The following is a 26,281-nucleotide window of genomic DNA, read 5'->3' as shown; positions in this document are numbered from 1 at the left end:
TAATTCCAATGTTTGATTGTATATTTGCAACCGGTTTACAAAATAGACCTGGTAGCTCAGTTGGTAGAGCATCTCCCTTTTAAGGAGAGGGTCCTGGGTTCGAGCCCCAGCCCGGTCACAAATAAAAATGTTAAGCAATATGCTTAACATTTTTGCTTTATACAAATGCGCACGTGGCGAAATTGGTAGACGCGCAGCCTTGAGGGGGCTGTGTTCGCAAGAACGTGGAAGTTCGAATCTTCTCGTGCGCACAATTTAATTTAACAATGTATTTAAATTCAAAGAATTAAGTTTCTTTGCCTATTTTTTTACGAATTCTACTCTACTTTTAGATCCTTAATCTTTTTATTTCCTTTTAATTAAGTTTCTATAAAATACTTTTTTATTATAATCCACAACTTTTGGTATTGATATATTATTTATGCCAATGGTGAGTTGTCATGGATGTTAAAAAAAAACTAAGCACAACACCGTGTATTAAAAAATGCTATATTAGTCCTCCATTCAATAACTTAACGCAACAAATCTAAATGAGAAATTAATAAATGAACAATAAACTTTTCTTTCATTATTTAAGTTATTTACAATACCCATTTTTAGTTGGTGGTTTATATTTTACATTTAAGTCAAACTCTAATGGATTTAATCTTCAAGCCCTTAATAATATGCTGATTTTTATGGGGCTTGCAATTAGTTTTGCCTCTCTTCAAGACACAAAAAAGGTTTCTCTAAAATTTGATAAAAAGATTTGGGAAAACCCTAAACTTGGAAAAATATTCATTCGTTACCTTATTATAATAACTCTTTTAATTTTTGTGTTTGGAATTTTTGGATATTTTATTTCAGATAATAAAAACATAAAAGAAGTATCATTTGGAATCATAATTTTTGGAGTTGGATTGATTGGAATGCTAAAAACTGGAATGGAAATTCTTGAAAATCATATAAAGAATGGAAAAAACAAAACAGATAAATAAAAACTACTGCCAACACCGTATAAACTTTATTGCTGTTTTTAGCTCACTTGGGGAATTCCTGCGGAATTTCGCCGTTCGTGTTTTATTTACTAAATTCACTGCTTAAACAACGCAACAAAGCTTATACAACAACGTTGTAAAACATTAACAAAAAAACTATGAAAAATCTAATTTTATTAATTCTAACTTCTTTTCTTCTAATTTCATGTGATAATGATGACAGCCCAAGTGATGAAATGTCTAATGATGCCGTTATTGGTAAATGGGTACAGATTGCAAGAGCATTTGATGGTGTAAATGATGAAAATCTCGATGAATGTGAACTTATGGAAACTATAGAATTTAAATCTAATAATATTGTATTAGAAGAAGATTACGATCCTGATTTCTTATTTCCTGATGACACTAGTTCCTCTGAATATGATGGATGTAAATTGAGTAAAACTATAGAATATACGTGGACAAAAAACGAAAATGTATATCAATTTAGTTTAGATGGAGAAACTGCGGAACCAATAATAACTTTCGAAAACGGAGATCTGAAAATAACTTTTGAAGAAATATATAATGGTGCCACACAAACAGATTCAAGAACATTTAGAAAAATTGAATAAAAAAAAAGTTTTACAAGACCGTTTAAAAATAATTGCGATTTAGTGCTTAATATAAGGTCGTTACGTGTTTGTAATGTCTGATTTTCCTTCGGAAAATCCTCGCATACAAACCCGCAACAAAGCTTATACAACAGCGTTGTACACAAGCAAAAAAATAATTCACTCAATCAAAAAGGCAGTTTACTCATTTAGTCTTTTAATAATTTCAACTTAAATGTACTTTTGAATAAAAACAAAATGAAAATACTTCTTTACTTTTCTTTATTTATAACTCCTATAATAATTCACTCACAAAATAAAGAGTTAGATTTTGAATACTTTCTTTACGGAATAAATCATTGCTACTTTGAATATGGAAATAGAGAATTCAAGGGCAATCAAGTGGATGTTTTTTTTGAAGATTTATTTAAAGAGGATATTATCGCTGAGTTTTTGAACAAAAAAATTGAAAAAGACAGCATTGATTATATAATAATAAAAAGAATTGATAAAGGTCCCAATTTCACGAATGACAGAGATGATAATTTAAGTCAATATTACATGTTTTCTGAATTAATAGAAAATGGACTCAAGGAAAATTTTGATGAAAAATCTTTATACAAAGAAAAGTTGAAATTAGATAAGAAGAAAGCCCACTCGTTCTTAACTGGAGCTTACCTAAGAAGTGGATTTAAAATAAATGACACATTATATAAAGTTAGTATATTTTCCTCTTCTAAACCTGAAAAATGCTATTCAGTTCTAAAATATACTAACTCAACAAATGTAGTTTATAAAATAAGGAGTCAGGAAAAAGATAGATTCATTAACCCGAAATCAACGGTTTATTTTAATCCATCTAACGAATTAAAAAAATACTTCGATTTAGTGAAAAATGTACCAAGCCTTACAGAACGACTAAATATTTACTTCTCAGATTACTATCTTGAAAAGATTTTATCCGAAAAAGATGTAAAAAAAATAAAGAAAATAGAGGAGGAGTTTGCTGAATTTAAAACTCTAAGCGAAAAAGGTGTTAAAGAAATGAACTTAGAAGATATTAAAATAGTTGAGGAATTATTAAATGAATAATGCCTGTTTACAACGCCGTATAAACTTTATTGCTGTTTTTAGCTCACTTGGGGAATTCCTGCGGAATTTCGCCGTTCGTGTTTTATTTACTAAATTCACTGCTTAAACAACGCAACAAAGCTTATACAACAACGTTAGCTACAAGTATGAAAAACATTCAGTACATATTAATAATTTTAAGCCTTTTGATTATAAGTTGCAATCAAGAAAAGCCTAAAACGGACATAACTGAAAATTCTATTTCAATATTAATAGATGATAGAGTAGAATTGTTGAGGGTTGCTTACTTCTTATCACTTGAAGATAGTATTGATGTCAATTTAAGACCTTGTAAAACGGGATTTTATAAAACAAATTTCGAGCCTTATAAAAAATACACCAGCCATCCTTTAGTTCAAAAAATAGGAAATGGAGATGAATGGAATGCTGATTTACCAAGTATTGCGCTTTGCCTTGATGAAAATTTAAAACCAAATGACAATCTTAATACAAAAGAACTTTCTGAACAATTTGGTTGGTATGGTAAAAACATTGATTCGCTATCAAAACTATTGATTGATTTCAAAAAAACAATTGCTTTCAAAAATGACTACAATGTAAATTTTAAACCTTTTACGGATTCCATAAAATCTAATCGAATAACAGAAAAACTAAATAAATTTTACAGAACGAAAAAGAAAACAAGTCTTAAAATATTATTCGATCCACTAAATAGAATTACTAATAAGGCTATAACCTTTACAAACAACCCAGAAAATGAAAGGTTATTTCTTATAACATATCTGTGTGATGAACCAAATGATTCTATCAAAGTATTAAAACTAAAATGGAATGATGATTATAGAAGGATTGTAATTCACGAAAACAGTCATATTTATACTGACAAATTATTCAGTAAATACTATGACAAAGAATTAGATTCTTTAGTAAAACAAGATAAATTCAAAGAAAAATACAAGGATATTGACGAAATTATAGTTGGCGGAATAACCGCGAAAATATTGGAACTGAATTATGGACAAAAAGTTGGAGAAGATGAAATTAATCATCAGCCAAAAAACTCAAGAATCGTATATGAACATTTGGATAAATATGTAAATAATAATAAAATGGAATTTGAACAAATATATAAGGAGATTATAGAACAATTAAAGAAAAAATACCAGTAGCTACGCCGTGTATGTTTTATTGCTTGGTTTTAGCCTACTTACAAAAATCCTTATGGATCTCCCAAAGGTTCATGCTTTTTAGTAATTTAGTTACTGGATTACGCAACTATCCTTATACAAACCGTTTTGTATGCAATTTAAACAGTAAGAATAAATGTTAGATAATTTTATTAATCACCTTCAAATAACCGAAGAAGAACTTCAAGATGAACTTCGCAAAAACTCAAATATAACAACACATAAAAAGGGTGAATTAATTATTAAAAACAATCAATATATTAAAGTATTAAAAATTGTTTTACGTGGAAAAGTAAGAGTCTATCAAGAAAATGAAGAACGTGAAATTCTTATTTATTATTTAAACGATATGGAGACCTGTACTTTGTCTCTATCTGCTTGTTTTGAAGATTGTAAAAGTACTGTAAATGCTATCGCTGAAGAAGAATGCACCATTTTAAATATACCTGTGAGGTTTGTTAAAGATTGGAATTATAAATATAAATCTTGGAACACTTTTACAACAAATACCTTTCGAGAGAGTTATAATTATCTGATTAATCAATATTCTAATTTAGCCTTTCAACCACTTAAAGATAGATTATTTGATTACCTGATTTCAAAAGCAGATAATTCGATAGTAAAGAAATCTCATCAAGAATTAGCAAGAGAATTGGGCACAACTAGAGAGGTTATTTCTAGACTATTAAAAACACTCGAAAAAAACAAAAAACTTCTTCTAGGCCAAAAAGAAATACTCATTTTAAACTCTATTTAAGTTGTGTGCTAAAAGTCACAGGTAATTATCCTTTCATTACTTTTTCTTTGTACCAACTTAAAACTACAATAAAATGAAAAGTGTTAAAACTAAACAGTCATTTACAGAACATACTCCAACAGCACACCACCAAATAGCATTAGAGGTATTGAATGCCAGTAAAGCTTGGTTAAACAATTTTAATAATGGAAATGCTGAAGCTTGCGTAAAAGGATATGATGAAAATGCAACAATGAAGGTTACGCCAATTGGAATAAAAAAAGGGACTACAGAAATTTCAGGTTTCTGGACACCTTTTATTAAATCGGGTGCGACCAACTTAATTTACACAAATGTAAGTATAGAAGTAGCAGATGAATCTACCGCATTTTTATCAGCAAATTGGAGCATGAATGTTGGAAAAGGAATTATTTATCAAGAAAAATGGGAGAAAATAAATGATGAGTGGTTATTAACATATGATGAATTTGAAATATTAGAACAGTTTCAATCTCCTAAAGAAAACACGACTAACCCTATAGCATGTCATATAATCTTAGAAGGTGTAATTAAAGCTTCTATTAAATTTACTAAAGGTTTTAACGCTGGAAATGGAATAGTGTGCGGAAATGGATACTCAGAAAAAGCGACACTAAACGCAATACCATTTGCATCTATAAATGGAAAGAATGAAATTCAGGTTTTTTGGGAGAAACTGATTAAAGATGGTGCTACAAACCTTACATACCACAATCCTACATTTAAAGTAACAACAGGTAATAATGCTTTTATATCATCACAATGGAGCATGAATATTGGTGAAGGTAAAATATACCAAGAAAAATGGGAGAGAATTAATAACGACTGGTTATTAACTTATGATGAGTTTAAAGTATTAAAACAATATTAATTATTTTAATAAGCGCTTTGTATTAAAAGGAAGGCGTTAAATCTTTTTTATATGAAATTACAAAGTTTTACATTACAAATATTCGAGCCAGAAAAGACGGTATCCTTTTATATAGATGTATTAGGATTTAAACTATTAAATGAATTATCAGAAAATGATTCTACGTATTATAACTTATGTTTTGAAAGCACTCGTTTTTACCTTCAATTAAAACACACGCCATCACTTAAAAAAACGGTTTATAAACAAGAATCGCTAGACAATTATTGGAAGTATAGCATATTTGTTAATGACATTCAAAGCGTTTATAAAGAGTTGCAAAAACAAAACATTGTTATAAGTGAACCTTCCCAATTTGGCGATATTGGTTATCTAGCTCACACCACTGACCCAGAAAATCATCAAATAGAATTTATCCAAAAAACATTTAAACAAAACACGGTAAAAACGTTACCTAACAGTAACTACCCGCTATTGGAAAATCCGGAACTAGGATTAATCACAATTAGAACAAAAGACCCAATCAAGAGTATCAATTTTTTTGAAGAGATATTAGATTTAAAATTATTTGTTAGAATGTATGTCACTAGAGGAAATGGATTTACATTATATTTTTTAGGAGACAAAAACTTAAACTTTCCTAATCTAGATATTGATGCTATAGAAAATAGAGAATGGATGTATCAACAAAGCCACTTGTTTATTGAAATCCAACATTATTGGAACAGTGAGTATGATACTAATTTCTCTTTAAAGGCAACCCCAAACAATGGATTAAAGAGTATTAATTTTTCAGGAGATTCAAAACTATTAAAAGAAAAATTAATAATGAATAATATTCCGTTTCATCAGGAAGGAGAAAGCGTCACTTTTGAAACAATAGATAAACATCTAATCTCGGTAAAAAATTGCAGAAGTACATTTAAATCAAGTACCAATCGTATCGAAAAAATAATGTAATTTTACCTTAACTAACAATTTAAAAACAAATCCAGTTCAAAATATTTTTTACCTTCTAAACGGTTAAAAAAATAGTTTGAACGATATAAATTAACCTAAAAGAAGTCAACTTTTATAAGTTTAAAACAAAAAAGAAATGAGGAATATATTAATACTAATTTTGATTTCAGGAATATGGAGTTGTAAACCTGAAAAAATACAAGTTCAAAACTTTGCAACATTTACAAGTCAACAGGTAACAGGTGTAACTGTCAGTGATAAAGGTAGAGTTTTTGCTAATTTCCCAAGATGGAGAGAAGGTGTGAAACACTCCGTTATTGAGGTATCTGAAAAAGGAACGTCAACAGCCTATCCTGATCAAGAATGGAATAATTGGAAAATGGGTAAAACAGTTTCTGATAGTGTATTTGTAGCTATTCAGTCGGTAGTAGCCTTCGAAAATATTCTTTATGTTTTAGATACACGTAATCCATTATTTAAAGGCGTAATAGATTCACCTAGAGTTTTTGCCTTTGACCTTTCATCGGGTCAATTAATAAAAACCTATATGCTAAGCAAAGAAAGTTTTCATAAAGATTCGTACATCAATGATTTACGTGTGGATAAAAAAAATGGCAAAATCTATTTTACAGATTCAGGACATGCTGGAATTGTTGTGGTGGACATAAAGTCTGGCAAAAGCTTTAGAGTACTAGATAATCACCCTTCAACACTTGCAGATACAGATCACTTAACTTTTAACAATGGAGTATGGAAAAATACGGTTCATTCAGATGGAATAGCACTCGATACCCAAAATGATATGTTATACTTTCACGCACTTACAGGCTATAATTTATATGCCCTTTCTACAAAAAAATTAATAACAGAAAATAATAAAGAAATAGAGGAAAGTGTAAAACTTATCGCAAAAACATCTGCTCCAGATGGAATGATTATTGATTCCTCAGGGAATCTATTTTTTGCCGATTTAGAAAATAAAAAAATTATGAAACTAGATATTTCAAGTGGAAAAATTAGTGTTGTAGTGGAAGGTGAAAAAATTAAATGGGCTGACACATTTAGTATCTATAAAGACGAGCTATATTTTACAAACTCAAGAATTAATGAAGCTAAAGGAGATATTAGCGAAATGGAGTTTAGTATTAATAAAATAAAAATAAACTAAGCACAACTCATACAATTTACCGTTAGCCACAATATATAACAAAAACTAAAATGAATAAACTAAAAATAACGAGACTACTATTGATACTATTTTTATGTGCTAATATTTCTTCCTACGCTCAAGAATCAAGCACGTTTGATGATAAACATTTTGTTGAATATCTTACGAGTTCATTAAAAAATAATGACGTAAATATTGAAAATAAAAATGCCTTTTTAAAAGCATCTAGAAATTACTGGAACGATAGAAAATTAGATTATAACTTACATCCAGAAAATTATGAAAAAGCAATATCTTTATTTCACGAGAATCAAGAAAAATTTAAAGGAATAGAAAGAGCCGCAAATAATAAGAGCAATAACAGGATTGAAAATGCTGTTAAGAATTTTCAAAATCTTGATGATAGAAATACATTTTCAAAAAATTCAATTTTATTTGTAGGAAGTTCAAGTATTGCTGGTTGGAAAACTTCAATTTCATTTCCTGAATTCTATATTATTAACAGAGGAATTGGAGGGATGAATATGACAGAAATAATACAACACTATGAAATTTTAATAAAAAAACATGCTCCTTCAGTAATTGTAATTTATTGTGATATTGACATTGAGCAAGGAAAATCTCCTGAAATTGCTGTTAATGCATTCAAAGAACTTACACGTAAAATTAAAGAAGACTTACCTAAAACATCTATATTATTACTTTCTATGAAACCTGTAATGATAGATGATTTCATAGGTAGAAATATCCGTAAAAATAAGATGATTACAAATGAACTACTTTTAGAATTTAGTGAAAAAGAAAATAATATTCAATTTGTTGATCTTGCTTCTCCAATGTTACATATAGATGGAAAACTAAAAACGGAGATTTTTATTAATGATGGAATGCATTTAAACAAATTAGGTTATGAAATTTGGAATCCAATAATTCGAAATATTTTACTTGAATTAACTAAATAAAAGCAAAGCACACAACATCTTAGTATATTTTATTGCTAAAACAAGCAACAAAGTATACCAAAAACCGCTGCCAGTAATTAAAAAAATCTCAAGTTGTTTTCAATACAATCTATAGAAGCAAAATATTTTATTAAAAATTATAATGTTCCCTTGTATTCCATTATTTTATTGGATGACGAGTCAGATTTTTCTGTGAATTTTGTAAAATATAAAACGAAACGAAAGTCTATTTTATTCCTTTCTCCTTATCAAAATTTAAAATGGTTAGGTTCTACTTCTTCAAAAGTGAAATTACTACAATTTCACGGAGATTTTTATTGTATTGAGTATCATAAAAAAGAAGTTGCTTGTAATGGATTGTTATTTAATAATATCTATTTGCAACCATACATTTCACTCAATAAAATTAAATTTCAAGAAATATCGCAACTAGTCGATAAAATGGAAAAAGAAGTTGGAGCCAATAAAAGGTTTTCAGAATCTGTTATAAAATCTTATCTACAGCTCATATTAGCTATTTGTAGTAGTGAAAAAGATGAACAACTTGGCAATAGATTCACACAACAAACTAATGAAAATGAGCTGCTCATATTTCAAGGTTTGTTAGAATTGCATTTTCATAAAGAACGTAATTCTTCATTCTATGCCAATAAGTTAAATATGTCCCTTTCTTCATTTAGTAAAAAAATAAAATCTCAAGTAGGAAAAACACCAACGCAACTCATTCAGGAGCGTGTTATTTTAGAAGCTAAGAAATTATTGCACCTAACTTTTAAAACTGTAAAAGAAGTTTCAATTGAGTTAAATTTTGATGACGAATTTTATTTTAGCAGATATTTTAAAAAAGAAGTTGGATTATCACCCACTCATTTTCGCGAGAAAGTTGGGATTTCTATAGTGGCAAAATAGTCCATTGTTCATCCGCTTTTATCCATTCTTTAGCTCATTCTTAATATTTAGTTTTGCTCTCAAACAAATATAATTATGAATAACTTACTTAATTTACTAATAAATAGTCAAACTAACTTTATCAATTTTATTCGTTTTGCCATTTTTATAGTGATGGTTTGGATTGGTGGTCTAAAAGCTTATCAATACGAAGCAGATGGAATAGTTCCTTTTGTAACAAATAGCCCTTTAATGAGCTTCTTTTATGAAAACAGTAACAAAACAGGCATCAATGAAGAAGGAAAAACTGTTAAAGAATACATGTTACACAAAAACCCAGAAGGTAAAATGGTAGAAAAAAATATAGAATGGCATAAATCAAATAATACATATGCCTTCTCTTATGGGTTAGGAAGTGTAATAGTTATTATAGGACTTCTGACACTTTTGGGAATTTGGTTTCCAAAAATCGGTCTTTGGGGTGGATTGTTGACGTTTGGAATGTCTATTGTTACCTTAACTTTCCTTATAAGTACTCCAGAAGTATATGTTCCAAACTTAGGAGGCGATATGCCAACACCACAATTTGGATTTCCTTTTCTATCTGGAGCTGGAAGATTGGTTTTAAAAGACATTATTATGATGGCAGCTGGGTTAATAATTGCATCTGACTGTGCAAAGAAGATAAAAATTACTGACAACACTAGGCGAAATTAACTGATTAATTTTCATCTACTTAGAGAAGTACTCACGAACTTTCTATCTATGCTTATTTACAAAGTTCCGCTAAACCGAAAAGTAAGAATATTTTAACCCTTTACTATTAACAGGCATAACAACCAATAATTAAAACCAGAAGTAGAAAAACCCTCTTTTCATGTTAATCGCATCATACATTTTTCAAAAAAAAACACCATTTATTGAAATTTGTTGTTGCATAAATTTTTATAATTTCATAATTTAGATTGAATAAAAAAACAAAGCCGAAATAGACTAAAAAAAGAGTGAACTATATTCGGATGATATCAAAAATTAAAAACAAAATAAGTAAACCATATGAACAAAAAATTAATTGTCATCACAGGAGCAAGTTCTGGATTTGGAATGGAAATGGCTAAGGAATTCGCAAAAGAAAATTACCCATTACTTCTATTAGCAAGAAGAATTGAAAAAATGGAAGCTTTAAACCTTCCAAACACAATGTGTGAAAAAGTAGATGTTACTGATAAAGATTCTTTTGAAAAAGCAGTTAGAAAAGCCGAAAGCATTTACGGAGAAACTGATTTATTAATTAATAATGCAGGAATAATGCTTTTAGGAGATATTGCCTCTCAAGATGCTAAAGAGTGGAAGGCAATGTTAGATGTAAATGTAATGGGAGTTATGAATGGTATGCAAATTGTCATGAATAAAATGAAGGAACAAAAATCAGGAACTATTATCAACCTTTCATCTATTGCAGGGATTCAAGCCTTCGGAGATCATGGAGCGTATTGTGCAAGTAAATTTGGAGTTACTGGTCTAACACGTGTTGCAAGGGCAGAAATGTCTGCACATAACGTTCGAGTATTATCTATTCTGCCTGGAGCTGTAAACACAGAGTTATTAAGTCATACAACAAGTGATGAAATAAAAAAAGGATATAATCAATGGAAAGAAAGTGTTGGAGCAGTTAATATTACAGCCAATGATGTAGCTAAAACAGTTAAGTTTATGTATGAATTACCTCAAAGTGTCTCGTTAAGAGAAGTTATAATTACAGACACAATGCAAGATAACTAACTAAACACAATGCTTTTGCTTACAAGGTATAAAAATAATAAGGGTTAAGTACCAAACCCAAAGTTGATGCTTATTAACAAAGTTTGCCAAATTTACAATTTGACGGTTAGATGAAAAAATAAAGAGTAAAATTGTAAATTTGGCTGATTGTTAAACTCGAAAATCATTGTATAATCGCCCCCTTGTTACTCATAAAAAAATAGTTACCAATAATTATAAAAAAATTCTTGAATTAATCTTAATTTTCACAGTAACACAAAGTGTATTCTCTCAAATTGAAAATTGTTTAGAATGTAATTCAAGGAAATATTCCGAAAAGGACATCCGTCATTTAACATTCTTGGAACTTAAAATCTTACGTAACGAGATTTTTGCAAGGCATCAGTATGTTTTTTCAGATGATGGGTTGAGTGATTATTTCTTAAGCAAATATGATTGGTACAAACCTAATAATAAACTAGGAAACAATATTGAGTTAAACCGTTTTAAAAAAGAAAATATTAGTCTTTTTTAAAAAAAAGAAAACGAGAAAATTAATTTTAAAAAGACAATAATTAAAGAATTGGAAGTATTATTAACTTCTTTGAACGAAAATGATACTTTAAAAATAAACAGAGTAATAAGTAATGCTACTATAGATTTTAATATTGAGCATAAAAATGCTGTTATAACTGAATTAAAAGATATTCTCACTAAAATAAATATCAAAGGAATCCATTGGTATAACGAAAATGGATTGTACAAAATAACAACTGATGATGGCTATTTTATAAACGAAACATCAATTAAAATAAAAGGTAAAGAAATCACCTTAAGCTATAATGATATAGAACATTCAGAATTATTATTAGATGAAACATCATTTGACTTTGGAAGTAGTTATGATTCAACTAACGAATATGCTTCTTGGTATACATTTGAAATAAAAAATAATAAATTAGTGCTAATCCAACATCAAGTAGTAGGATAAAAAACTATTGGTTGGTTTTAGCTTACTTAGAATTTTAATTTAAAAATGAGGCTAGCTAAAAGAAGTAATTTATTAATTTATAAAAAGATAAATAATTACTAGTAAGTACAATACCATCTAAAAAATTAATTTTAGATGGTCTTAATACATTATAAAAGTCCCCCAACTTTTAAATATATATGTCTTTATATTGCGGTACAAAATTATAGCTTTTATGACTTTGAATTTTTAGTTTTCGATAACTTGATGGTTATGGAAGTTGAATGGATTAAAAAGGACTTTAAGTATAATAGTATGCTTTTTCTTCTTTCTGTGTTATACCAAATGAATTTTGATATTAGTAAGAATTTAATACTTCTAGCACTTCATTTCGTTTTCGTACAGAAACCGGAATGCTAGAGTTATCGGTAAGCATAAGATAGCCGCCATCAGATTTTATAAACTCTTTTATATAAGTTGTATTTATTAAATGACTTTGGTGTACTCTTAAAAAACCGACTTCCTTTAACATGTCTGCGTAATACTTTAATGTTTTAGAAACGAGTATTTTATAGTTGTCTTTAAAGTAAAATGTAGTGTAGTTATTATCCGATTTACAGCGGATAATATCTTCAATATTTACCACAATTATTTTTTCTGAAGTATGTAGAGATATTTTACTAGGCTTATTGTTGGGAGCCGTTACCGCTTCTTGTAAAACATGCAGTTGTTCTTTATCTGGTTGAATTTGACTTTGGGCTTTTTCTATTGAAATTGCTAAATCTTCATCAGAATATGGTTTTAAAATATAGTCTATTGCCGCAAACTTAAAAGCTTTTATAGCAAAAGCATCACTTGCGGTTACAAAGATAATTTTCGATTTTAAATCAGGAAAAATTTCTAGGATATCAAAGCCTGTTCCATCGCCTAACATAATATCTAAAAATAAAATATCTGGTTGTTGTTTGCGTAATAATTTGGATGCTTCTACAACTGATTTAGCTTTTCCTATAATTGATATTTCAGGGTGATTGTTAGAAATATCATTTTCTAACATTTCTAATGCTACAGGCATGTCATCTACAATAATTGCAGTTAATTCTTTCATATTAAACTTCTTCAGTTAGTTCAAATAGTGTAATTTCTGGTCGTACATTTAGTCTTACTTGATATAAATTTCCGAGAGCTCTATTTATATATAAGGTTCTACCATCATATAAATCAAATTCACCAGAAGAGTATCTTTTATTTTTTACAGGAAGAATTGGCGGATTTAAAAATGGGGGTTTTACTTGTCCACCATGCGTGTGTCCAGACAATATCCATCCTTTATAATTATTCCAAACATTTAGATCGCAAACATCTGGGTTGTGGCATAATACTACGTTAGCTTTTTTAGAATCATACTTATTCATTATTTTTACTGGGTTAAAATTAGAACTCCAATAATCATCAATACCTAGTATATTTAAACCACTAAAATTTACTTCTTCATTTCTTAAAATGGTAATATTCTTTTTATCTAAAATGGTAGAAATTCTATCGGCAACCTTGGGTTCTAACCAATTAATGCCATAATCATGATTTCCTAAAACACCTGCAGTTCCTAACGTTCCGTTTACGGCATGTTTAAAAACTTTTTCTAATTGATCAAACTGTTCAGGTGTTTCATAAGAAACAAAATCTCCTGTATAGACTACAAATTCAGGATTATAAAGTTTTGCTTTTTTAAAAGAATCTATAATATATTCATAGTTAAATCTATTACCAACATGTATATCGCTAATTTGCATAAGCGTTTTTCCTATTAAGTTTTTTGGTAAATTTTTTATCGGCATTTTTACTTTTACAAATTCCAACCAAAAAGGTTCTACTTGCCAAGAGTAAAGTCCGCCAATAAGGCTCGCTCCAACACCTGTTAATAATGTGTTTTTTATAAATTTTCTTCTTTCCATATTTTTAATAATCTGTTTTTAGGGGAATTTTAAACATAACTTTGGTACCTTTTATTTCATTTTTCTCTTTTATTTCTTCCATAGAAAATGAATTATATTTGGTTAAATGCAGAATCCGTTCTTTAGTAACTTCTAGCGCCACAGATTGATGATTTGATTTTACTTTTTTAGATTGATGAAAGCCAATGCCGTTATCTTCTATGGTAAAATATAAGAATTTATTTTTGATTTCAAATAAAAGTTTAATTGTAGCGTCTGTTTTATTAGGAAGAAAAGCGTGTTTAATACAGTTTTCTACAAAAGGCTGCAATAACATTGGCGGAATTAAAATTTCTTCGGAGTCTATATTATTTAAAGCAGTTTCAATGCTATAGTTAAAAGATTTGGAATTCATTTTTTGTTCTAAATCTAAATAATTCTTTAAAGTATCAATTTCATCTTGTAAGCTTATTTCTTCTAATCGAGAATTATTTAAGATACTTCTTAGAAGTATTGAAAACTGAGAAATGGTCTTGTTTAATTCCTTCGAATTTCCAGAATTACCTAGTGCTTTTATCCCATTTAAAACATTAAAAATAAAATGCGGATTCATTTGTAGCTGTAAGGCTTTCTGTTCTAAAGTTAATACATGATTTTCTGTTTCTAAAGCAGTAATTTTTTGTTGATTTTTTTTATTCGTTTTTCTAATATAGATTTCAATAATTGCCGCTAAAAGTAGGCATAAAAGAACGCCACATAAAATTAAAAACCAGGCTTTTTGGTAGATTGGGGTTTCTATAAAAAATGAAAAAGACACTTTTTGACTAAGTAGGCTTCCTTCTTTAGATTGAATTGTAAACGTATAATCTCCTGCTTTTAAATTTGCAAAATCAACTTTATTTTGATGACTCCAAGGCGTAAACTCATTGTTTAGTTGATAACGATATTCTATGTTCTTCGGACTCTTTAAATTGATCGTTTTAAAAGAAAACGAAATGTTATTCTCATTTGGTTTTAAGGCTAGTTTGGCAATGTTTAAAGAATCGATTAATTTATAATTTACAGCAATACTTTCAATAAAAATTGTAGGTTTAACTATGGCTATAGCAGTACTATATTTGTACAATCCTTTGTTTAAGCTTGCAATCCAAACAGAATTCTGGTTGTCTTTAAAAACAGTAATTATTTTATCAGAAATAGCAGCATTGTATTTGTTTATTTTTCTATTAAATAGATACGTATTTGCATCTAAAATGTCAATTCCCTTTTTTTGGGAAGTAACCCAAATTTCATCATTTATTTTTTTGATAGATGAAATGTTTTCTAACGTAGAGATACTTTTTAAAAGACTATTATCACCAATAATTTTTAACCCTTTATTATACGTTGACGCAATTAACTGATTCTTACTTATTAAAAGAGAGGTGCTGTTTTCTTCTAAAATTCTATCAACTTTTAATGGTTTGTAAAGCTTGTCTATACTCCATAAACCTTTTATAGAAGCTATATAAATGCTGTTTTTAAAAGAAATAATGTCATTAATAATAGAAAAATCTATTTGAGTATTTATCTTTAAAGGCTGTATATAATCTTTTTTCAATTCGCAAACTCCTTGCACGGTTGCTAAAACTATTTTATTACGAATTGATTTTATTTTAAGAATTTCTTTACTCTCATAAAATGTAGATTTGTTATTTTGTAGTAGTAAAAGTCCGGTTTTTAAACCGATATAAATTTTGCCTTTTTCAATAAAAATACAAGTTGCTTTTTCTTGTTTGTAGTTCGTGAAATTTACACCATCAAATTTTGAGTAACCATTATCGGTTGCAATCCATAAATAACCTATCTCATCTTGAACAATATTATTTATTACGGTTGATGGTAATCCGTCTGAAATTGAAAAATTTTGAAGTTGATTCTCTTGAGAATGTATCGGTTTTATCAGGAAAAAAATAAGAAAAAATATTAAAAAGATGAGATTCCTTTTCATGCTACGTTTAGAAAAATAGGGTAAAAACAAAATTTTAAAAAATATTTTCATGATAACAAATTTACTAATTAAAACGTCATTACACCTTTTTTAATTATGGGTAATGACGTTTATTACTATACAATTTCTTTTTCAGTTTACTATTTCATTGCGTATAAGCGTTTATTATTCGTGTCTGGTTCTATATGTTTTAAATCTCCATAAGGTTTAATTAAGGGTTTTAAGACTACCAAACCAGTTGTTCTACCTCTAATAATTAGGGTGCTATTTTTTGTGCTCCAATTCCATCTGTATTTTTCTAACGGAATGTTATGTTTGTTAATTTCTACCATTAGCTCTTCATGTAACTCAATCCAATCCATTACTTCTTCTTGAGAAGTGAATATTGGCATTTCATCATCGGTGTTATGAAAACCAAATTCCCACTTAATTGGTATAGAAAATTGAGTTGTATATGCTTCACCTACATATCTTTCTTCTTCATTATTAAGTGCATCATACCAAATGATTTCTTTTTCTTCAGGGTATTTTCTTGCAATTTCTTTAGATAAATCAATTTTTCCTGGCGAATGAGCTGTAGGATAAAATACATAATAAGGTTGTGCTAAATAGTAGTTAGAAAACTTACCACTAAAAACAGTGTAATAAGGAGATGCAATAACTTTTGGTAAAGTTGGTGCGGAAAAAGCATCTTTTAAAGTTTTTAATAATTCTGTATTTTCTACTAAACCAGACGCATGAAACACTATTTTAGTCTCTTTATTTACTACATTTTTAAGGGTTGGTAGAGTACCTTGCGTAATACTTCTTCTTAAGGTTTCTGTTGTAATTTTATCTCCCTTTACAATGGTTTCTAAATTCATACCTTTATAAGGATTGCTTTTATTTACAATATGAACATCACCATAAGGATTTGCGTTCGCATTTTTATTTAACCATACAATAATTTCTTCTAGAGAATATTGTCCGTCAATTATTTTGATGCCTTTTTCTTGAAAATAATTTCTTGCGTTGGAATAATAAGTTTCATTTCCTTTATCGAAACCAGCTATAAAAACAATTGGTTTTCTATATTGAAACTCTGTTGTTGTTTCCTTTTCAATAGGAATGTTATTGTCTGCAATATTAATAATTTTATTTTCCTTTTTTATTTCGTTGTTATCACAACTGATAAAAGGACTGCTTAATAGGATTAAACCTGCTACAAATACTGATTTTTTTAAGAGCGTTTTCATAATTTCTGCTTTTTTAAGTGTTAATACACTGTAAAAGTAGAAGGGAAGTTGACTTAAATTTTACCGGTTTTAGAATCCGTTGATAATGAATTAGAATTCGTAATTTAATTTAAGATTAAAGTATAATCAATGTCTGCAGTAGTTATCATTTCACTTTTATTGCCTGTGCTAATACCTAAAAGTATTTTTAATTCTTCAATTTCATAAGAATCAAAAACCAATACTAAATTCTGATGAAAAGTGGGTACAGGTATTTTTCTTCTTTGCGTTGTACTTGCGCTATACTCTAACCAATAATTAATATCTATTTCTGCAACATATTCTTTAAATTTATTCAGTTGTTCTTCATTAAACTGAAAAAAGATATTATTGAAAACAAGGTTATAATTTTTGCAATCTTTACAAACAGATATTTCTCCGTTTTTAACGCTGGATATTATTTTAGATTTTTGGCACATTGTTTTAATTTTTAGTAACAGTCAGTTTTTATTTGATTGTTTTCTTCAAATTTATGTAATGAAGATTGCAAGTGTGTTTTAGATATTTCTTCTAATACTTTAGTTACACCTTTTTGCATGGAAATAGATCCGCAAAGCATAATTATATTTCCATTATTTAAAGTATCTGCAATTAATTTTGAGTGATTAATTAATACATCTTGAACGTATTTTTTCTCTTTTCCTTCTTGAGAATAGGCAGCATAAAAGGAATGAAGTGTATTATTGTTTAAAGCAGTATTTATATTTTTTTTATAGATTTCAAAAGATTCTTTTGTTCTTCCTCCCCAAAATAAATGAACTTTTGTTTTAGATTTCTTTTGATGAATCATTCCTAAAAAGGGAGCAATTCCGGTTCCGTTGGCAATTAAAACAACTTCTTTTGTTTTCTTAGGAAGATGAAATGCCGCATTCTTTTGAATGTTAGCAACCATTTTATTACCTTTTTGTAAACTATTAAAATAGGTAGAACAAAGTCCGAATTCATGTTTTTTAATACTTAGCAGAATTGTATCGTCAATTTTAGCAATAGAGTATAAGCGGCTTCTTGTTTCATCTTTTGGAGTGATAGCAAGTAAGTCTCCAGATTGGAATTTCGATTTTTTATTCGGTTTTAATGCAATTAAAAAAGTGTCATCAACATTAATGTCTGTTTTGGTTATCACTGTAAATTCTTGCTCTTTATTTGTACTTAAAAGACTTTCTTTAGAAATAGTGAGTTCCGTATTATAAAAAGTATTCCATTCTTTTAACCATTGATTAAAATCAGAAAAAGACTGATTATTCACTTTAAAAAGTGGTAAAACCGGGATAAATTTATCTTTTAATTGTAGGCTAGCTTGCACTAAAATTGCAAACTTACAGTACTGTGTATATTCTTTAGAGCCAAAACCAACTACAGAAAAATTTAAACTATTTTTTTGAGGTGTTTTTTCAATCTTTTTAACGAATTTATTGGCATTTATAGGAGCCTCTCCTTCACCATAAGTAGCGGCAAATACAATAATGTTTTTTGCATTTTTATACGTTGTATATGCGTTTAATTCTGATAAAAAAACGGTTTTACCATTTGCTATTAATGCTTTGTAGAAAGCAGAAGCAAAGTTAAATGTACTTCCGGTTTCGGAACCCACAAGAATAATAAATTCAGCATTATCTTTATTGTATTTGTTTTTTATCAACGTGGTTTTCTTTCTTCTTTTGAGGGTCATAGAAAACCCCGAAAAAATAAAGAATAAAATAGCAAAGCAAGATAATAACAAGACAGTAGACCATAAAATAGATCCTTTACCTGTATGAAGTAATAAACTATAATAAGAACCAAAAGTAACTAGAGGTTGTTTTTTTAAACTGATTATTTGCCCGGTAATTTGATTTACAGCAGCTTCTTTATTTGTAAGTTTTATATAGAAATAATCTTCTTTATCTGAAGAAAAAGGGAACTCTATTTTTTTAACTTGGTCTAATTTGGTGGATGTAAAGAATTTAGAATCAGCATTGTTTTCTATCTTTTTTGTTGATGAAATTGCTACATGTTTACTTTTGTCTTTAGGTAATAAAGAAAACTTTTCTAACGATAAATAAACTCCGGTTATGGTAATAATGATAATAGGAATTAAAGTATATCTACCAATAATTATATGATAATATTGATTAAAATCTTCTTTAATAATTTTAGAGAAAAACTTAGAAACACCACCTTGTCTTTTTGTGATTAATATAATGCCGGTTACGGAAATTAAGAACAGTAAAAAAGAGACAATACCGATAATAATTCTCCCCGTGGATTTTAAGAAAAGCGAACGATGTAAGTTTGTTGCAAACTCATAAATTGGTTTTTTCTTTATGATTTCGCCAATTTTTTCACCTGTTTTTGGGTTGATGTAAAAGGTAGCACTTTTACCGTTTTCTAAAATAACATTAGCAGATACAAAATCATTCTCATCTACTTCTATGGTGATTACTTCATTGTATTTTTGTTGTAATATGTTAATTGTTTCTGCAACAGAAACGTCACTTGTAGCAACAACATCAAACGAATTTAATTTGTCGGATATTGGTTCAAAAGCTAATATAATTCCGGTTACAGAAGCAATTATAATAAATAAAGCAGTAGATATAGCCAGGGTTAAGTGGCTATATCTCCAAATAGAAATTGTCATTCAGTTTATTTTATTGTGCTAACATTCTTACGTAACGGATAAATCCTTTACCTTCAATTTTAGATTTTAAGTTGTCTGTTGTAAGTTCAAATTCTACATCATCTTTATGATATTTTTGATCTTCCACGGCCGTTTCAAAACGAATTTTATAGCCTTTGTCTATTTTATCTTTATCAATTCTAATTACGCTAATTGTACGCTGACCGCCGCTAATGGTAGCTCCTGTAATTGCATCAATTTCGGCTCTTTTTTTACCTTGAAAATTCCACCATTCTGTAATGTCAAAATACCATTCATCATCATCACCTTGCACGTACAAAGTTTCTTCATATTCGCCTTTTGGGTTTAATAATGAAACCACAACATAAGCACCTTCGCCAGTGTAATTTTTCATCTGAATCATACATTTGTATGGAGTACTTTCACTTGCTTTCTTAAAGCTGAATAAAGCTGTTACTGCCAATAAAAATATTGGAATAATAAGTAAGATTTTTTTAATCATTGTTCTAGGGTCTTATTTTAAAAAGTTGATGTTTTGTGTATTTAATAATTCGTTTTCTGAAGCTAAATCAAAAATAGATTCATCAAAATCTGTTTTTACATTTTTGTTAGCACCAATACTTAGTAAATATTTAATGGTTTCGGTATTTTTTGCTTTCATAATTGCAATTTGTAGCGCAGATAAGTTTTCTTTATTTAGTGTATTTACATCAATATTGAAAGGCGCTAGTTTTTTTAATAAAGGCAAATTATTTTCTTGAGCAGCAATATGTAATAAAGTATTTCCAGAATTTTGAAGTTGATTTAGAACCAATCCATTTTTCTCTAATAGGTTTAATTTAGCGTCAAAAATTTCTGGCTTATTCACTTTAAAATTATTCAACAAATAGTACGATAATGTATTACCATCTTTATCCGTTGTGTTAATATCTGCACCTTTTTCTAATAAATAGGTAATAACGTCTGCAGAATTTCTGTTCACTGCGTTTGTTAATGCAGAACGCCCATCGTTATTTTTTAGGTTGATGTTTTTTACATCCTTAGCTAATAATTTTACAACTTTTAAAGTGTTGCTATTGGCAGCATTCATAAAAGGAGAATTGCCTTCTTTATCTTGTAAATTAGTAGAAACCCCTTTATTTATAAAGTAATTAAAAACGGCAAGATCCTTATTATTTCTAGCAATAAAATGAAGCGGATTTCTATTATTGTCATCAACAACATTTGGTTTTATACCATTTTTTTCTAAAAATTGATACGTTTCTAATTTATTTTGACTTCTTCTAGAGCCTTGTGCAGCAAATAACATCGCATTCTTTCCGGTGTTAATTCCTTTATCTAAAAGGATTTTGAAGAACTGTGTATTTCCTCCTTTGGCAGCATATTCAAACAACCCGTTTCCGTTGGCATCTTTATCGTTTAAAGTAGCTCCTTTTGTGGTAAGGTATGCAACCAAGTTAAAATCTTTTAAATGAGGAGCTACTAATAATAAAGCATTTGCGCCGTCATGGTTTTTCTCTTTAGTAATGTCTGCACCAACACTAAAACTGTATTTATACAATGCTATATCTAACTGACCAGCGGAAGCGGCAAAATTTAAAAAAGTGTTACCATGGGTATCAACAATATCAGTTTTTGCTCCTTTAGCAATAACATGTTTCATAATTTTTAAGTTGTTCGTATAAGCAGCCCAAAAAATATAAGTTCGTCCATCGTGTGTTTTTTTATTGACATCGTTTCCTTTTTTAGTTAAAAGGTATTCAATTGTTTTATTATTTGTTTTGCTTAAAATAGCATATACAACAGCATCAAATGCATTTTTATTGGATGCAGAAACGTCATTTCCATCAGCAATTTTTTGGTCTATAATAGCAATATTAGGGTTTGTTTCCCAAAAGCTTCTCTCATGAAAAATATTTGATTTTTGTGCTGATAATGTAATACTTATTAGTAAAAATAGTATTGATATTCTATGTATTTTTTTCATTCTTATTATTTTACAAATGATTCAATTATTGCATTCATTTCTTTCTCTTCTGTTATTTTATCAGAAAATAAAAACTTGTACAATGGTTTATTATCTACTTTAGTTTCTAAGGATAAATCTTTATTTCTACCATAAACTTCATTCCATTTATTTCTTACCAATTGCCATTTATTAGTGTTTGTTGTCCACCAATCTGCTGCTGCTTTACATCTGTTATCAGCTACTTTTACGTAAGTGTTATATCCTTTTTCTTTAGCTAAAACAAAGTCTTCTTTTCCGGCTTCGCGAATTATTTTACTATTGTTTTGGTCATGAACCCAACCATAGCTTGTAATTTCATGTCTATTCCCTCTTAAAGTAATGTTGTAATCGCTTCTTTTAGTGTATTCTCTTCTTGGTAAAGGAGCTGTTGTTTCGTTTTCCCAGTAGCTTTTTCCGTCTACATGAACCCAAGTTCCGGATCCTTCGTAACGCGGACTATCATCTACTTGATATACTTTTTGTGTCCACTGACCTTTTACATCTTTTTTGCTTTTCTGCTCAAAAGTCCAGTTATTATCACCGTTGTACGTGTAAAAATCTTTGTTTTGATATTCCCAATCTTGTCGCCAATGTTTTATAATCATCGGTTCTGCAGGATTACCAACTTGTAGTAAATGCTGAATTGATATTTTATTGTTTCCATCTTCAACCAATGTTGCCCACTCTAAACCTTTATCAACTTTAGTTTTAGAAGGTTTGTAGTTTTCATCTTTACTATAATTAAAAGTTTCTGTAAAGTTAAAAGTAACCTCATAACAACCACACATTTTTCTTATGGCGTTTTTATCTTTTGTTTTTTTGCTTTGTGCATTCATCGAAATTGACAAAAGAAGTAGTAGTGTGCTTAATAGTAATTTATTCATTTTTATTCTTTTTGTTTGGTTTTTAATTTCGACAAAAATATAAAATTTATTTAGATTGAATTAAAATAAGAACATATATTTGCAGAAAATTATTAAGAATGTTTCTAAATAAAGAAATCGCAATTGTATTACTAATATTTTCAATGGCTACTTTTAGTCAGAATATAAAAAAAGATGCTACAAGAATTACTGTTTTAGATGAAGTTGTGGTTACGGGGCAGTACAATGCTCAATCTGTTAAAAAATCGGTACATAACGTAACTATTATTAAAAGAGCGCAAATAGAAAATCAGGCAGCAAATAATTTAGCAGATTTATTAAATTTTAATTTAAACTTAACGATTACACCTAGTTCTCAAACAGGAAAATCTACCATTTCTTTCTTCGGATTAGATGCCCAGTATTTTAATATTTTGGTTGATAATATTCCGTTAGTAAGTGATAACGGTTTAGGTAATAATATTGATTTAACACAAATTAATTTAGACGATGTTGAGCAAATTGAAATTGTAGAAGGTGCGATGGGCGTAGAGTACGGAGCAAATGCTGTATCTGGAGTTATAAATATTATTACCAAGAAATCCATTAAAAATAAGTGGAATATTAAAGCTTCTTTACAAGAAGAAACCGTGAGTGATGAGTATGCTTGGTTTGATGAAGGTAGGCATATACAGGCATTAAATATTGGACATAATATTAATGAAAATTGGTTTGCTAGAATTGGTGTAAATCGCAATCAGTTTGCAGGTTTTTACAATGAAAGGCAAGGAAAAAGTTATTATCAAAACGATGGTTTCAGAGGGTACGATTGGTTGCCAAAAGAGCAATTTAATTCCACTGCTTTTGTACAATATAAGAAACAAAATTTTCAACTATTTTATAAGTTCGAATACTTTAATGAAACTATAAATTATTACGATGCTGCTGTGAGAGCCAATATAGATACACAAGCACAAACGAGTAATCCGTCTGCAACGGATAAAATTTTTAGAACACATAGATATGTAAATAATGTAAACCTTATAGGAAGTTTAAATTCTGGAGCTAATTACAGTGCTTCAGTTTCTTATCAGCAACAAAAGCGTTATTTAAACGAGTTTAACTATTACATTTTAAGTACAGAAATAAGTGATGAAACTGATGAAGTTTATCAATCTAGTAAAGTTTTCTTTTCTAAAGGAAGCATCAATAATTTGGTTAAAAGTGATTTTTTAAACTTTCAGTTAGGATATGAAACAAGGTTTATAAATGGTTTTGATACACAAGCTTCTGGTGATGTTACACAGCTAGATAAAACTCAATCTCAGAACAATTATGCTTTTTATACCTCGTCTGAACTAAAATTTTCTGATGCTTTTACGTTAAGACCTGGTGTACGGTACGAGTATAATTCCTTATTCAAATCTAAATTATTGGCTTCTCTAAGTGCACGTTATTTAATGAATAATGGATTTGAATTACGTGGTAATATTGGAACTTCATATAGAACTCCAAATTTCGAGGAATTGTATTATTATTTTGTTAATTCTAACCACGATGTAAGAGGGAATGAAAACCTGAATCCAGAAAACGGATTTACTGCGTTTATCAACCTAAAAAAATACAGTTATATAAATGAGTTTTCTCTGTTAAATACATTAAAATTAAGCTATTTAGATGTTGCTGATAAAATAGATTTGGCAATTGTAAATCCGACGCCTTTACAATATCAGTACATTAATATTGATGCATACAAATTATGGGGAATTTCTTCTGAAAATAGTATCAAAAAAGACAATTGGACTTTTAATTTAGGTGCTAGTTTACAAGGAACTTCTAGAATAGCAACAAATGAAGTAAATGCAGAAAACGATTTTTTATATTCTTTTCAATTAAATACGAGTGCCAATTATAACATCAAAAAATGGAATACGGCGTTTACAGTGTTGTTTAAACACAACGGTAATCAGCAAAACTATATTTCATCTGGAGTAGATGAAAATGGGAATGCTATTTTTTCTAAATCGACTACAAGTGCCTATAATTGGGTAGATGCTTCTATAAAAAAATCATTCCTTAAAAATAAAATTCAAGCCACTTTAGGCGGAAGAAACTTATTTGATGTTACCAATGTAAATGTGAGTAACGCAAGTACAAACGGAGTAGCACACGCTTCTAATAACAATTCTTTGTTATTAGGCTACGGACGCTCTTATTACCTAAAACTATTATATAATCTTAATTTTTAAACACTAATAACCAAATATTAAAATCATGACTAATAAATTTTTAACTTTTATTTTATGTGCAGTTGTATTTTCTTTTACAAGTTGTAGTTCAGAAGACACACCTCAAGCTCCAATAGTTGTATTAATAGATGGCGCAGCAGTTTCACCAGAAGTTGGTGGACCCAATGAACCAAATCAAGTATATGTAGATTTAAGTACAAATACAACTACTGTTGTAAAAAGAGGCTCTTGGGATTTAGGTTTCTATTCGGGATCTGAATTTAGAGTTAGCTTAAATGGATCAATTTCTATGGCAACTGCAGCACTTTCTACTACTAATATTGATGAAGTTAAATCTTCCGATCAAGAAGTAATCGATTTACAACCATTGGTAAGAACAAATACGTATACAGATGAAAGTGCTCCTTTTGTTGATGCTCCAAATGGAGATATTCTTGAAACGGCGATTTCTGAAATTTCTGATATAGATTCTGAAAACAAAGTATATTTAATAAATCTTGGTTACGAAGTAGATACTACTGCACCTGCAATAGGTAGTTATTCTGCAAATGGAGAAGCTAGAGGTTGGAAAAAAATTAGAATTTTAAAAGATGGTGACAATTATCTTTTACAATATGCAGATTTAGATGCTAATACACACAAAGAAATTTCTATTTCTAAAAATGAAGCATATCATTTTACTTTTTTTAGTTTTAATACTGAAAATGAAGTTAGTGTAGAACCTTTAAAAAACGAATGGGATTTAAATTTTACAATTTTCACTAACTTAATTCCTAATGCAGGGCCTTATGTCTATCCAGATTATGTAACAAATAATACAAAATCAGATGCTAAAGTTTATATGATAGATACAGAAGTAGATGCATATACTTATGATGCTTTTTCTTTAACAGATGTTGATGCAACAAAATTTACAACAGACCAACGAAGTATTGGAAGTAGTTGGAGAAATGGTGGTGGACCAGGTAGTTTACCGTCTTTAAAAGACAATGTATTTTATGTTGTAAATGACATCGATGGTAATTTGTATAAACTTAAATTTATAGCATTAACAAACGAAGCAAGAGAACGTGGGCATCCTGAATTTGTATATAGTTTATTGCAATAGTATAGTTCCTCAGCAATCTTTAGATTGTAGT

General features: G+C 28.9%; 25 protein-coding genes and 2 tRNA genes. 18 read left to right on the top strand and 9 right to left on the bottom strand.

The genetic code is table 11. The annotated features are described in order from the left end of the window. Nucleotides 1-45 precede the first annotated feature (45 nt). The 16 genes from JOP69_RS05910 to JOP69_RS05835 all read left to right on the top strand — a co-directional run bounded on the left by JOP69_RS05910 (nucleotide 46) and on the right by JOP69_RS05835 (nucleotide 12,225). Nucleotides 46-118: transfer RNA gene (locus JOP69_RS05910), tRNA-Lys, on the top strand. A gap of 49 nt (nucleotides 119-167) precedes the next feature. Continuing rightward, nucleotides 168-251 (top strand) — tRNA-Leu (locus JOP69_RS05905). A gap of 294 nt (nucleotides 252-545) precedes the next feature. Then, on the top strand, nucleotides 546-977 hold the full coding sequence (locus tag JOP69_RS05900; protein WP_203394354.1) for a hypothetical protein: 432 nt from the start codon (nucleotides 546-548) through the stop codon (nucleotides 975-977). Between the two features lie 158 nt (nucleotides 978-1,135). Further along, nucleotides 1,136-1,591, top strand: a complete 456-nt coding sequence (locus tag JOP69_RS05895) for a lipocalin family protein (RefSeq protein WP_203394355.1) — start codon at nucleotides 1,136-1,138, stop codon at nucleotides 1,589-1,591. A gap of 237 nt (nucleotides 1,592-1,828) precedes the next feature. Continuing rightward, a complete protein-coding gene (locus JOP69_RS05890) occupies nucleotides 1,829-2,662 on the top strand; it encodes a hypothetical protein (protein WP_203394356.1) in 834 nt (277 codons plus the stop codon). 146 nt (nucleotides 2,663-2,808) lie between these two features. Continuing rightward, a complete protein-coding gene (locus JOP69_RS05885) occupies nucleotides 2,809-3,831 on the top strand; it encodes a hypothetical protein (protein WP_203394357.1) in 1,023 nt (340 codons plus the stop codon). 154 nt (nucleotides 3,832-3,985) lie between these two features. Continuing rightward, a complete protein-coding gene (locus JOP69_RS05880) occupies nucleotides 3,986-4,606 on the top strand; it encodes a Crp/Fnr family transcriptional regulator (RefSeq protein ID WP_203394358.1) in 621 nt (206 codons plus the stop codon). A gap of 73 nt (nucleotides 4,607-4,679) precedes the next feature. After that, a complete protein-coding gene (locus tag JOP69_RS05875) occupies nucleotides 4,680-5,495 on the top strand; it encodes a hypothetical protein (protein WP_203394359.1) in 816 nt (271 codons plus the stop codon). Nucleotides 5,496-5,546: 51 nt separating this feature from the next. After that, nucleotides 5,547-6,455, top strand: a complete 909-nt coding sequence (locus tag JOP69_RS05870) for a VOC family protein (RefSeq protein WP_203394360.1) — start codon at nucleotides 5,547-5,549, stop codon at nucleotides 6,453-6,455. Nucleotides 6,456-6,591: 136 nt separating this feature from the next. Continuing rightward, complete coding sequence (locus JOP69_RS05865; RefSeq protein WP_203394361.1) at nucleotides 6,592-7,623, top strand: L-dopachrome tautomerase-related protein; 1,032 nt, start codon at nucleotides 6,592-6,594, stop codon at nucleotides 7,621-7,623. A gap of 50 nt (nucleotides 7,624-7,673) precedes the next feature. Next, nucleotides 7,674-8,585 (top strand): GDSL-type esterase/lipase family protein, encoded by a 912-nt coding sequence (locus tag JOP69_RS05860; RefSeq protein WP_203394362.1) that lies wholly within the window; start codon nucleotides 7,674-7,676, stop codon nucleotides 8,583-8,585. Between the two features lie 129 nt (nucleotides 8,586-8,714). After that, nucleotides 8,715-9,494, top strand: coding sequence for an AraC family transcriptional regulator (locus tag JOP69_RS05855; RefSeq protein WP_252191226.1), 780 nt, complete (start codon nucleotides 8,715-8,717; stop codon nucleotides 9,492-9,494). Between the two features lie 75 nt (nucleotides 9,495-9,569). Beyond that, a complete protein-coding gene (locus JOP69_RS05850) occupies nucleotides 9,570-10,190 on the top strand; it encodes a DUF417 family protein (protein ID WP_203394363.1) in 621 nt (206 codons plus the stop codon). 339 nt (nucleotides 10,191-10,529) lie between these two features. Further along, nucleotides 10,530-11,255 (top strand): SDR family oxidoreductase, encoded by a 726-nt coding sequence (locus JOP69_RS05845; RefSeq protein WP_203394364.1) that lies wholly within the window; start codon nucleotides 10,530-10,532, stop codon nucleotides 11,253-11,255. A 166-nt stretch (nucleotides 11,256-11,421) separates the two neighbouring features. Then, nucleotides 11,422-11,769, top strand: coding sequence for a YARHG domain-containing protein (locus JOP69_RS18795; protein ID WP_203394365.1), 348 nt, complete (start codon nucleotides 11,422-11,424; stop codon nucleotides 11,767-11,769). A gap of 69 nt (nucleotides 11,770-11,838) precedes the next feature. Beyond that, the gene (locus tag JOP69_RS05835; protein ID WP_203394366.1) at nucleotides 11,839-12,225 is read left to right on the top strand and encodes a hypothetical protein; all 387 of its coding nucleotides are present in this window, start codon (nucleotides 11,839-11,841) and stop codon (nucleotides 12,223-12,225) included. 337 nt (nucleotides 12,226-12,562) lie between these two features. Here JOP69_RS05835 and JOP69_RS05830 read toward each other — a convergent pair whose 3' ends face one another. From JOP69_RS05830 to JOP69_RS05790, 9 genes are all read right to left on the bottom strand, one after another. Then, nucleotides 12,563-13,312: a LytTR family DNA-binding domain-containing protein gene (locus tag JOP69_RS05830; RefSeq protein WP_203394367.1), complete on the bottom strand. Its 750-nt coding sequence runs from the start codon at nucleotides 13,310-13,312 to the stop codon at nucleotides 12,563-12,565. Between the two features lies 1 nt (nucleotide 13,313). After that, on the bottom strand, nucleotides 13,314-14,159 hold the full coding sequence (locus tag JOP69_RS05825; RefSeq protein WP_203394368.1) for a metallophosphoesterase: 846 nt from the start codon (nucleotides 14,157-14,159) through the stop codon (nucleotides 13,314-13,316). A gap of 4 nt (nucleotides 14,160-14,163) precedes the next feature. Then, entirely contained in the window at nucleotides 14,164-16,179 is a 2,016-nt protein-coding gene (locus tag JOP69_RS05820; RefSeq protein ID WP_203394369.1) for a histidine kinase, read from the bottom strand. 89 nt (nucleotides 16,180-16,268) lie between these two features. Then, entirely contained in the window at nucleotides 16,269-17,363 is a 1,095-nt protein-coding gene (locus JOP69_RS05815) for a hypothetical protein (protein WP_203394370.1), read from the bottom strand. Between the two features lie 104 nt (nucleotides 17,364-17,467). Further along, nucleotides 17,468-17,821, bottom strand: coding sequence for a DUF6686 family protein (locus JOP69_RS05810; RefSeq protein ID WP_203394371.1), 354 nt, complete (start codon nucleotides 17,819-17,821; stop codon nucleotides 17,468-17,470). 11 nt (nucleotides 17,822-17,832) lie between these two features. Next, the gene (locus JOP69_RS05805; RefSeq protein WP_203394372.1) at nucleotides 17,833-20,022 is read right to left on the bottom strand and encodes a PepSY domain-containing protein; all 2,190 of its coding nucleotides are present in this window, start codon (nucleotides 20,020-20,022) and stop codon (nucleotides 17,833-17,835) included. 10 nt (nucleotides 20,023-20,032) lie between these two features. Beyond that, entirely contained in the window at nucleotides 20,033-20,524 is a 492-nt protein-coding gene (locus tag JOP69_RS05800) for a DUF2271 domain-containing protein (RefSeq protein WP_203394373.1), read from the bottom strand. A 12-nt stretch (nucleotides 20,525-20,536) separates the two neighbouring features. Beyond that, nucleotides 20,537-22,009 (bottom strand): ankyrin repeat domain-containing protein, encoded by a 1,473-nt coding sequence (locus tag JOP69_RS05795; protein WP_203394374.1) that lies wholly within the window; start codon nucleotides 22,007-22,009, stop codon nucleotides 20,537-20,539. Nucleotides 22,010-22,014: 5 nt separating this feature from the next. Continuing rightward, a complete protein-coding gene (locus JOP69_RS05790; RefSeq protein WP_203394375.1) occupies nucleotides 22,015-22,914 on the bottom strand; it encodes a DUF6607 family protein in 900 nt (299 codons plus the stop codon). Nucleotides 22,915-23,012: 98 nt separating this feature from the next. Between JOP69_RS05790 and JOP69_RS05785 the strand changes: the two genes are divergently transcribed. Then, nucleotides 23,013-25,142, top strand: a complete 2,130-nt coding sequence (locus JOP69_RS05785; protein ID WP_203394376.1) for a TonB-dependent siderophore receptor — start codon at nucleotides 23,013-23,015, stop codon at nucleotides 25,140-25,142. Between the two features lie 25 nt (nucleotides 25,143-25,167). Further along, the gene (locus tag JOP69_RS05780) at nucleotides 25,168-26,250 is read left to right on the top strand and encodes an HmuY family protein (RefSeq protein WP_203394377.1); all 1,083 of its coding nucleotides are present in this window, start codon (nucleotides 25,168-25,170) and stop codon (nucleotides 26,248-26,250) included. Nucleotides 26,251-26,281 lie beyond the last annotated feature (31 nt).

The organism is Polaribacter sp. Q13 (assembly GCF_016858305.2).
Classification (GTDB): Bacteria; Bacteroidota; Bacteroidia; order Flavobacteriales; family Flavobacteriaceae; genus Polaribacter.
The sequence above is the reverse complement of the archived record's forward strand: the minus strand, read 5'-3'. Positions and strand labels throughout refer to the sequence as shown.

Bases quoted from the DNA above. Each gene is read 5' to 3' on its own strand.
- JOP69_RS05900 (WP_203394354.1), top strand. From the start codon at position 546: ATGAACAATAAACTTTTCTTTCATTATTTAAGTTATTTACAATACCCA.
- JOP69_RS05895 (WP_203394355.1), top strand. From the start codon at position 1,136: ATGAAAAATCTAATTTTATTAATTCTAACTTCTTTTCTTCTAATTTCA.
- JOP69_RS05890 (WP_203394356.1), top strand. From the start codon at position 1,829: ATGAAAATACTTCTTTACTTTTCTTTATTTATAACTCCTATAATAATT.
- JOP69_RS05885 (WP_203394357.1), top strand. From the start codon at position 2,809: ATGAAAAACATTCAGTACATATTAATAATTTTAAGCCTTTTGATTATA.
- JOP69_RS05880 (WP_203394358.1), top strand. From the start codon at position 3,986: ATGTTAGATAATTTTATTAATCACCTTCAAATAACCGAAGAAGAACTT.
- JOP69_RS05875 (WP_203394359.1), top strand. From the start codon at position 4,680: ATGAAAAGTGTTAAAACTAAACAGTCATTTACAGAACATACTCCAACA.
- JOP69_RS05870 (WP_203394360.1), top strand. From the start codon at position 5,547: ATGAAATTACAAAGTTTTACATTACAAATATTCGAGCCAGAAAAGACG.
- JOP69_RS05865 (WP_203394361.1), top strand. From the start codon at position 6,592: ATGAGGAATATATTAATACTAATTTTGATTTCAGGAATATGGAGTTGT.
- JOP69_RS05860 (WP_203394362.1), top strand. From the start codon at position 7,674: ATGAATAAACTAAAAATAACGAGACTACTATTGATACTATTTTTATGT.
- JOP69_RS05850 (WP_203394363.1), top strand. From the start codon at position 9,570: ATGAATAACTTACTTAATTTACTAATAAATAGTCAAACTAACTTTATC.
- JOP69_RS05845 (WP_203394364.1), top strand. From the start codon at position 10,530: ATGAACAAAAAATTAATTGTCATCACAGGAGCAAGTTCTGGATTTGGA.
- JOP69_RS05830 (WP_203394367.1), bottom strand. From the start codon at position 13,312: ATGAAAGAATTAACTGCAATTATTGTAGATGACATGCCTGTAGCATTA.
- JOP69_RS05825 (WP_203394368.1), bottom strand. From the start codon at position 14,159: ATGGAAAGAAGAAAATTTATAAAAAACACATTATTAACAGGTGTTGGA.
- JOP69_RS05820 (WP_203394369.1), bottom strand. From the start codon at position 16,179: ATGAAAATATTTTTTAAAATTTTGTTTTTACCCTATTTTTCTAAACGT.
- JOP69_RS05815 (WP_203394370.1), bottom strand. From the start codon at position 17,363: ATGAAAACGCTCTTAAAAAAATCAGTATTTGTAGCAGGTTTAATCCTA.
- JOP69_RS05810 (WP_203394371.1), bottom strand. From the start codon at position 17,821: ATGTGCCAAAAATCTAAAATAATATCCAGCGTTAAAAACGGAGAAATA.
- JOP69_RS05805 (WP_203394372.1), bottom strand. From the start codon at position 20,022: ATGACAATTTCTATTTGGAGATATAGCCACTTAACCCTGGCTATATCT.
- JOP69_RS05800 (WP_203394373.1), bottom strand. From the start codon at position 20,524: ATGATTAAAAAAATCTTACTTATTATTCCAATATTTTTATTGGCAGTA.
- JOP69_RS05795 (WP_203394374.1), bottom strand. From the start codon at position 22,009: ATGAAAAAAATACATAGAATATCAATACTATTTTTACTAATAAGTATT.
- JOP69_RS05790 (WP_203394375.1), bottom strand. From the start codon at position 22,914: ATGAATAAATTACTATTAAGCACACTACTACTTCTTTTGTCAATTTCG.
- JOP69_RS05785 (WP_203394376.1), top strand. From the start codon at position 23,013: ATGTTTCTAAATAAAGAAATCGCAATTGTATTACTAATATTTTCAATG.
- JOP69_RS05780 (WP_203394377.1), top strand. From the start codon at position 25,168: ATGACTAATAAATTTTTAACTTTTATTTTATGTGCAGTTGTATTTTCT.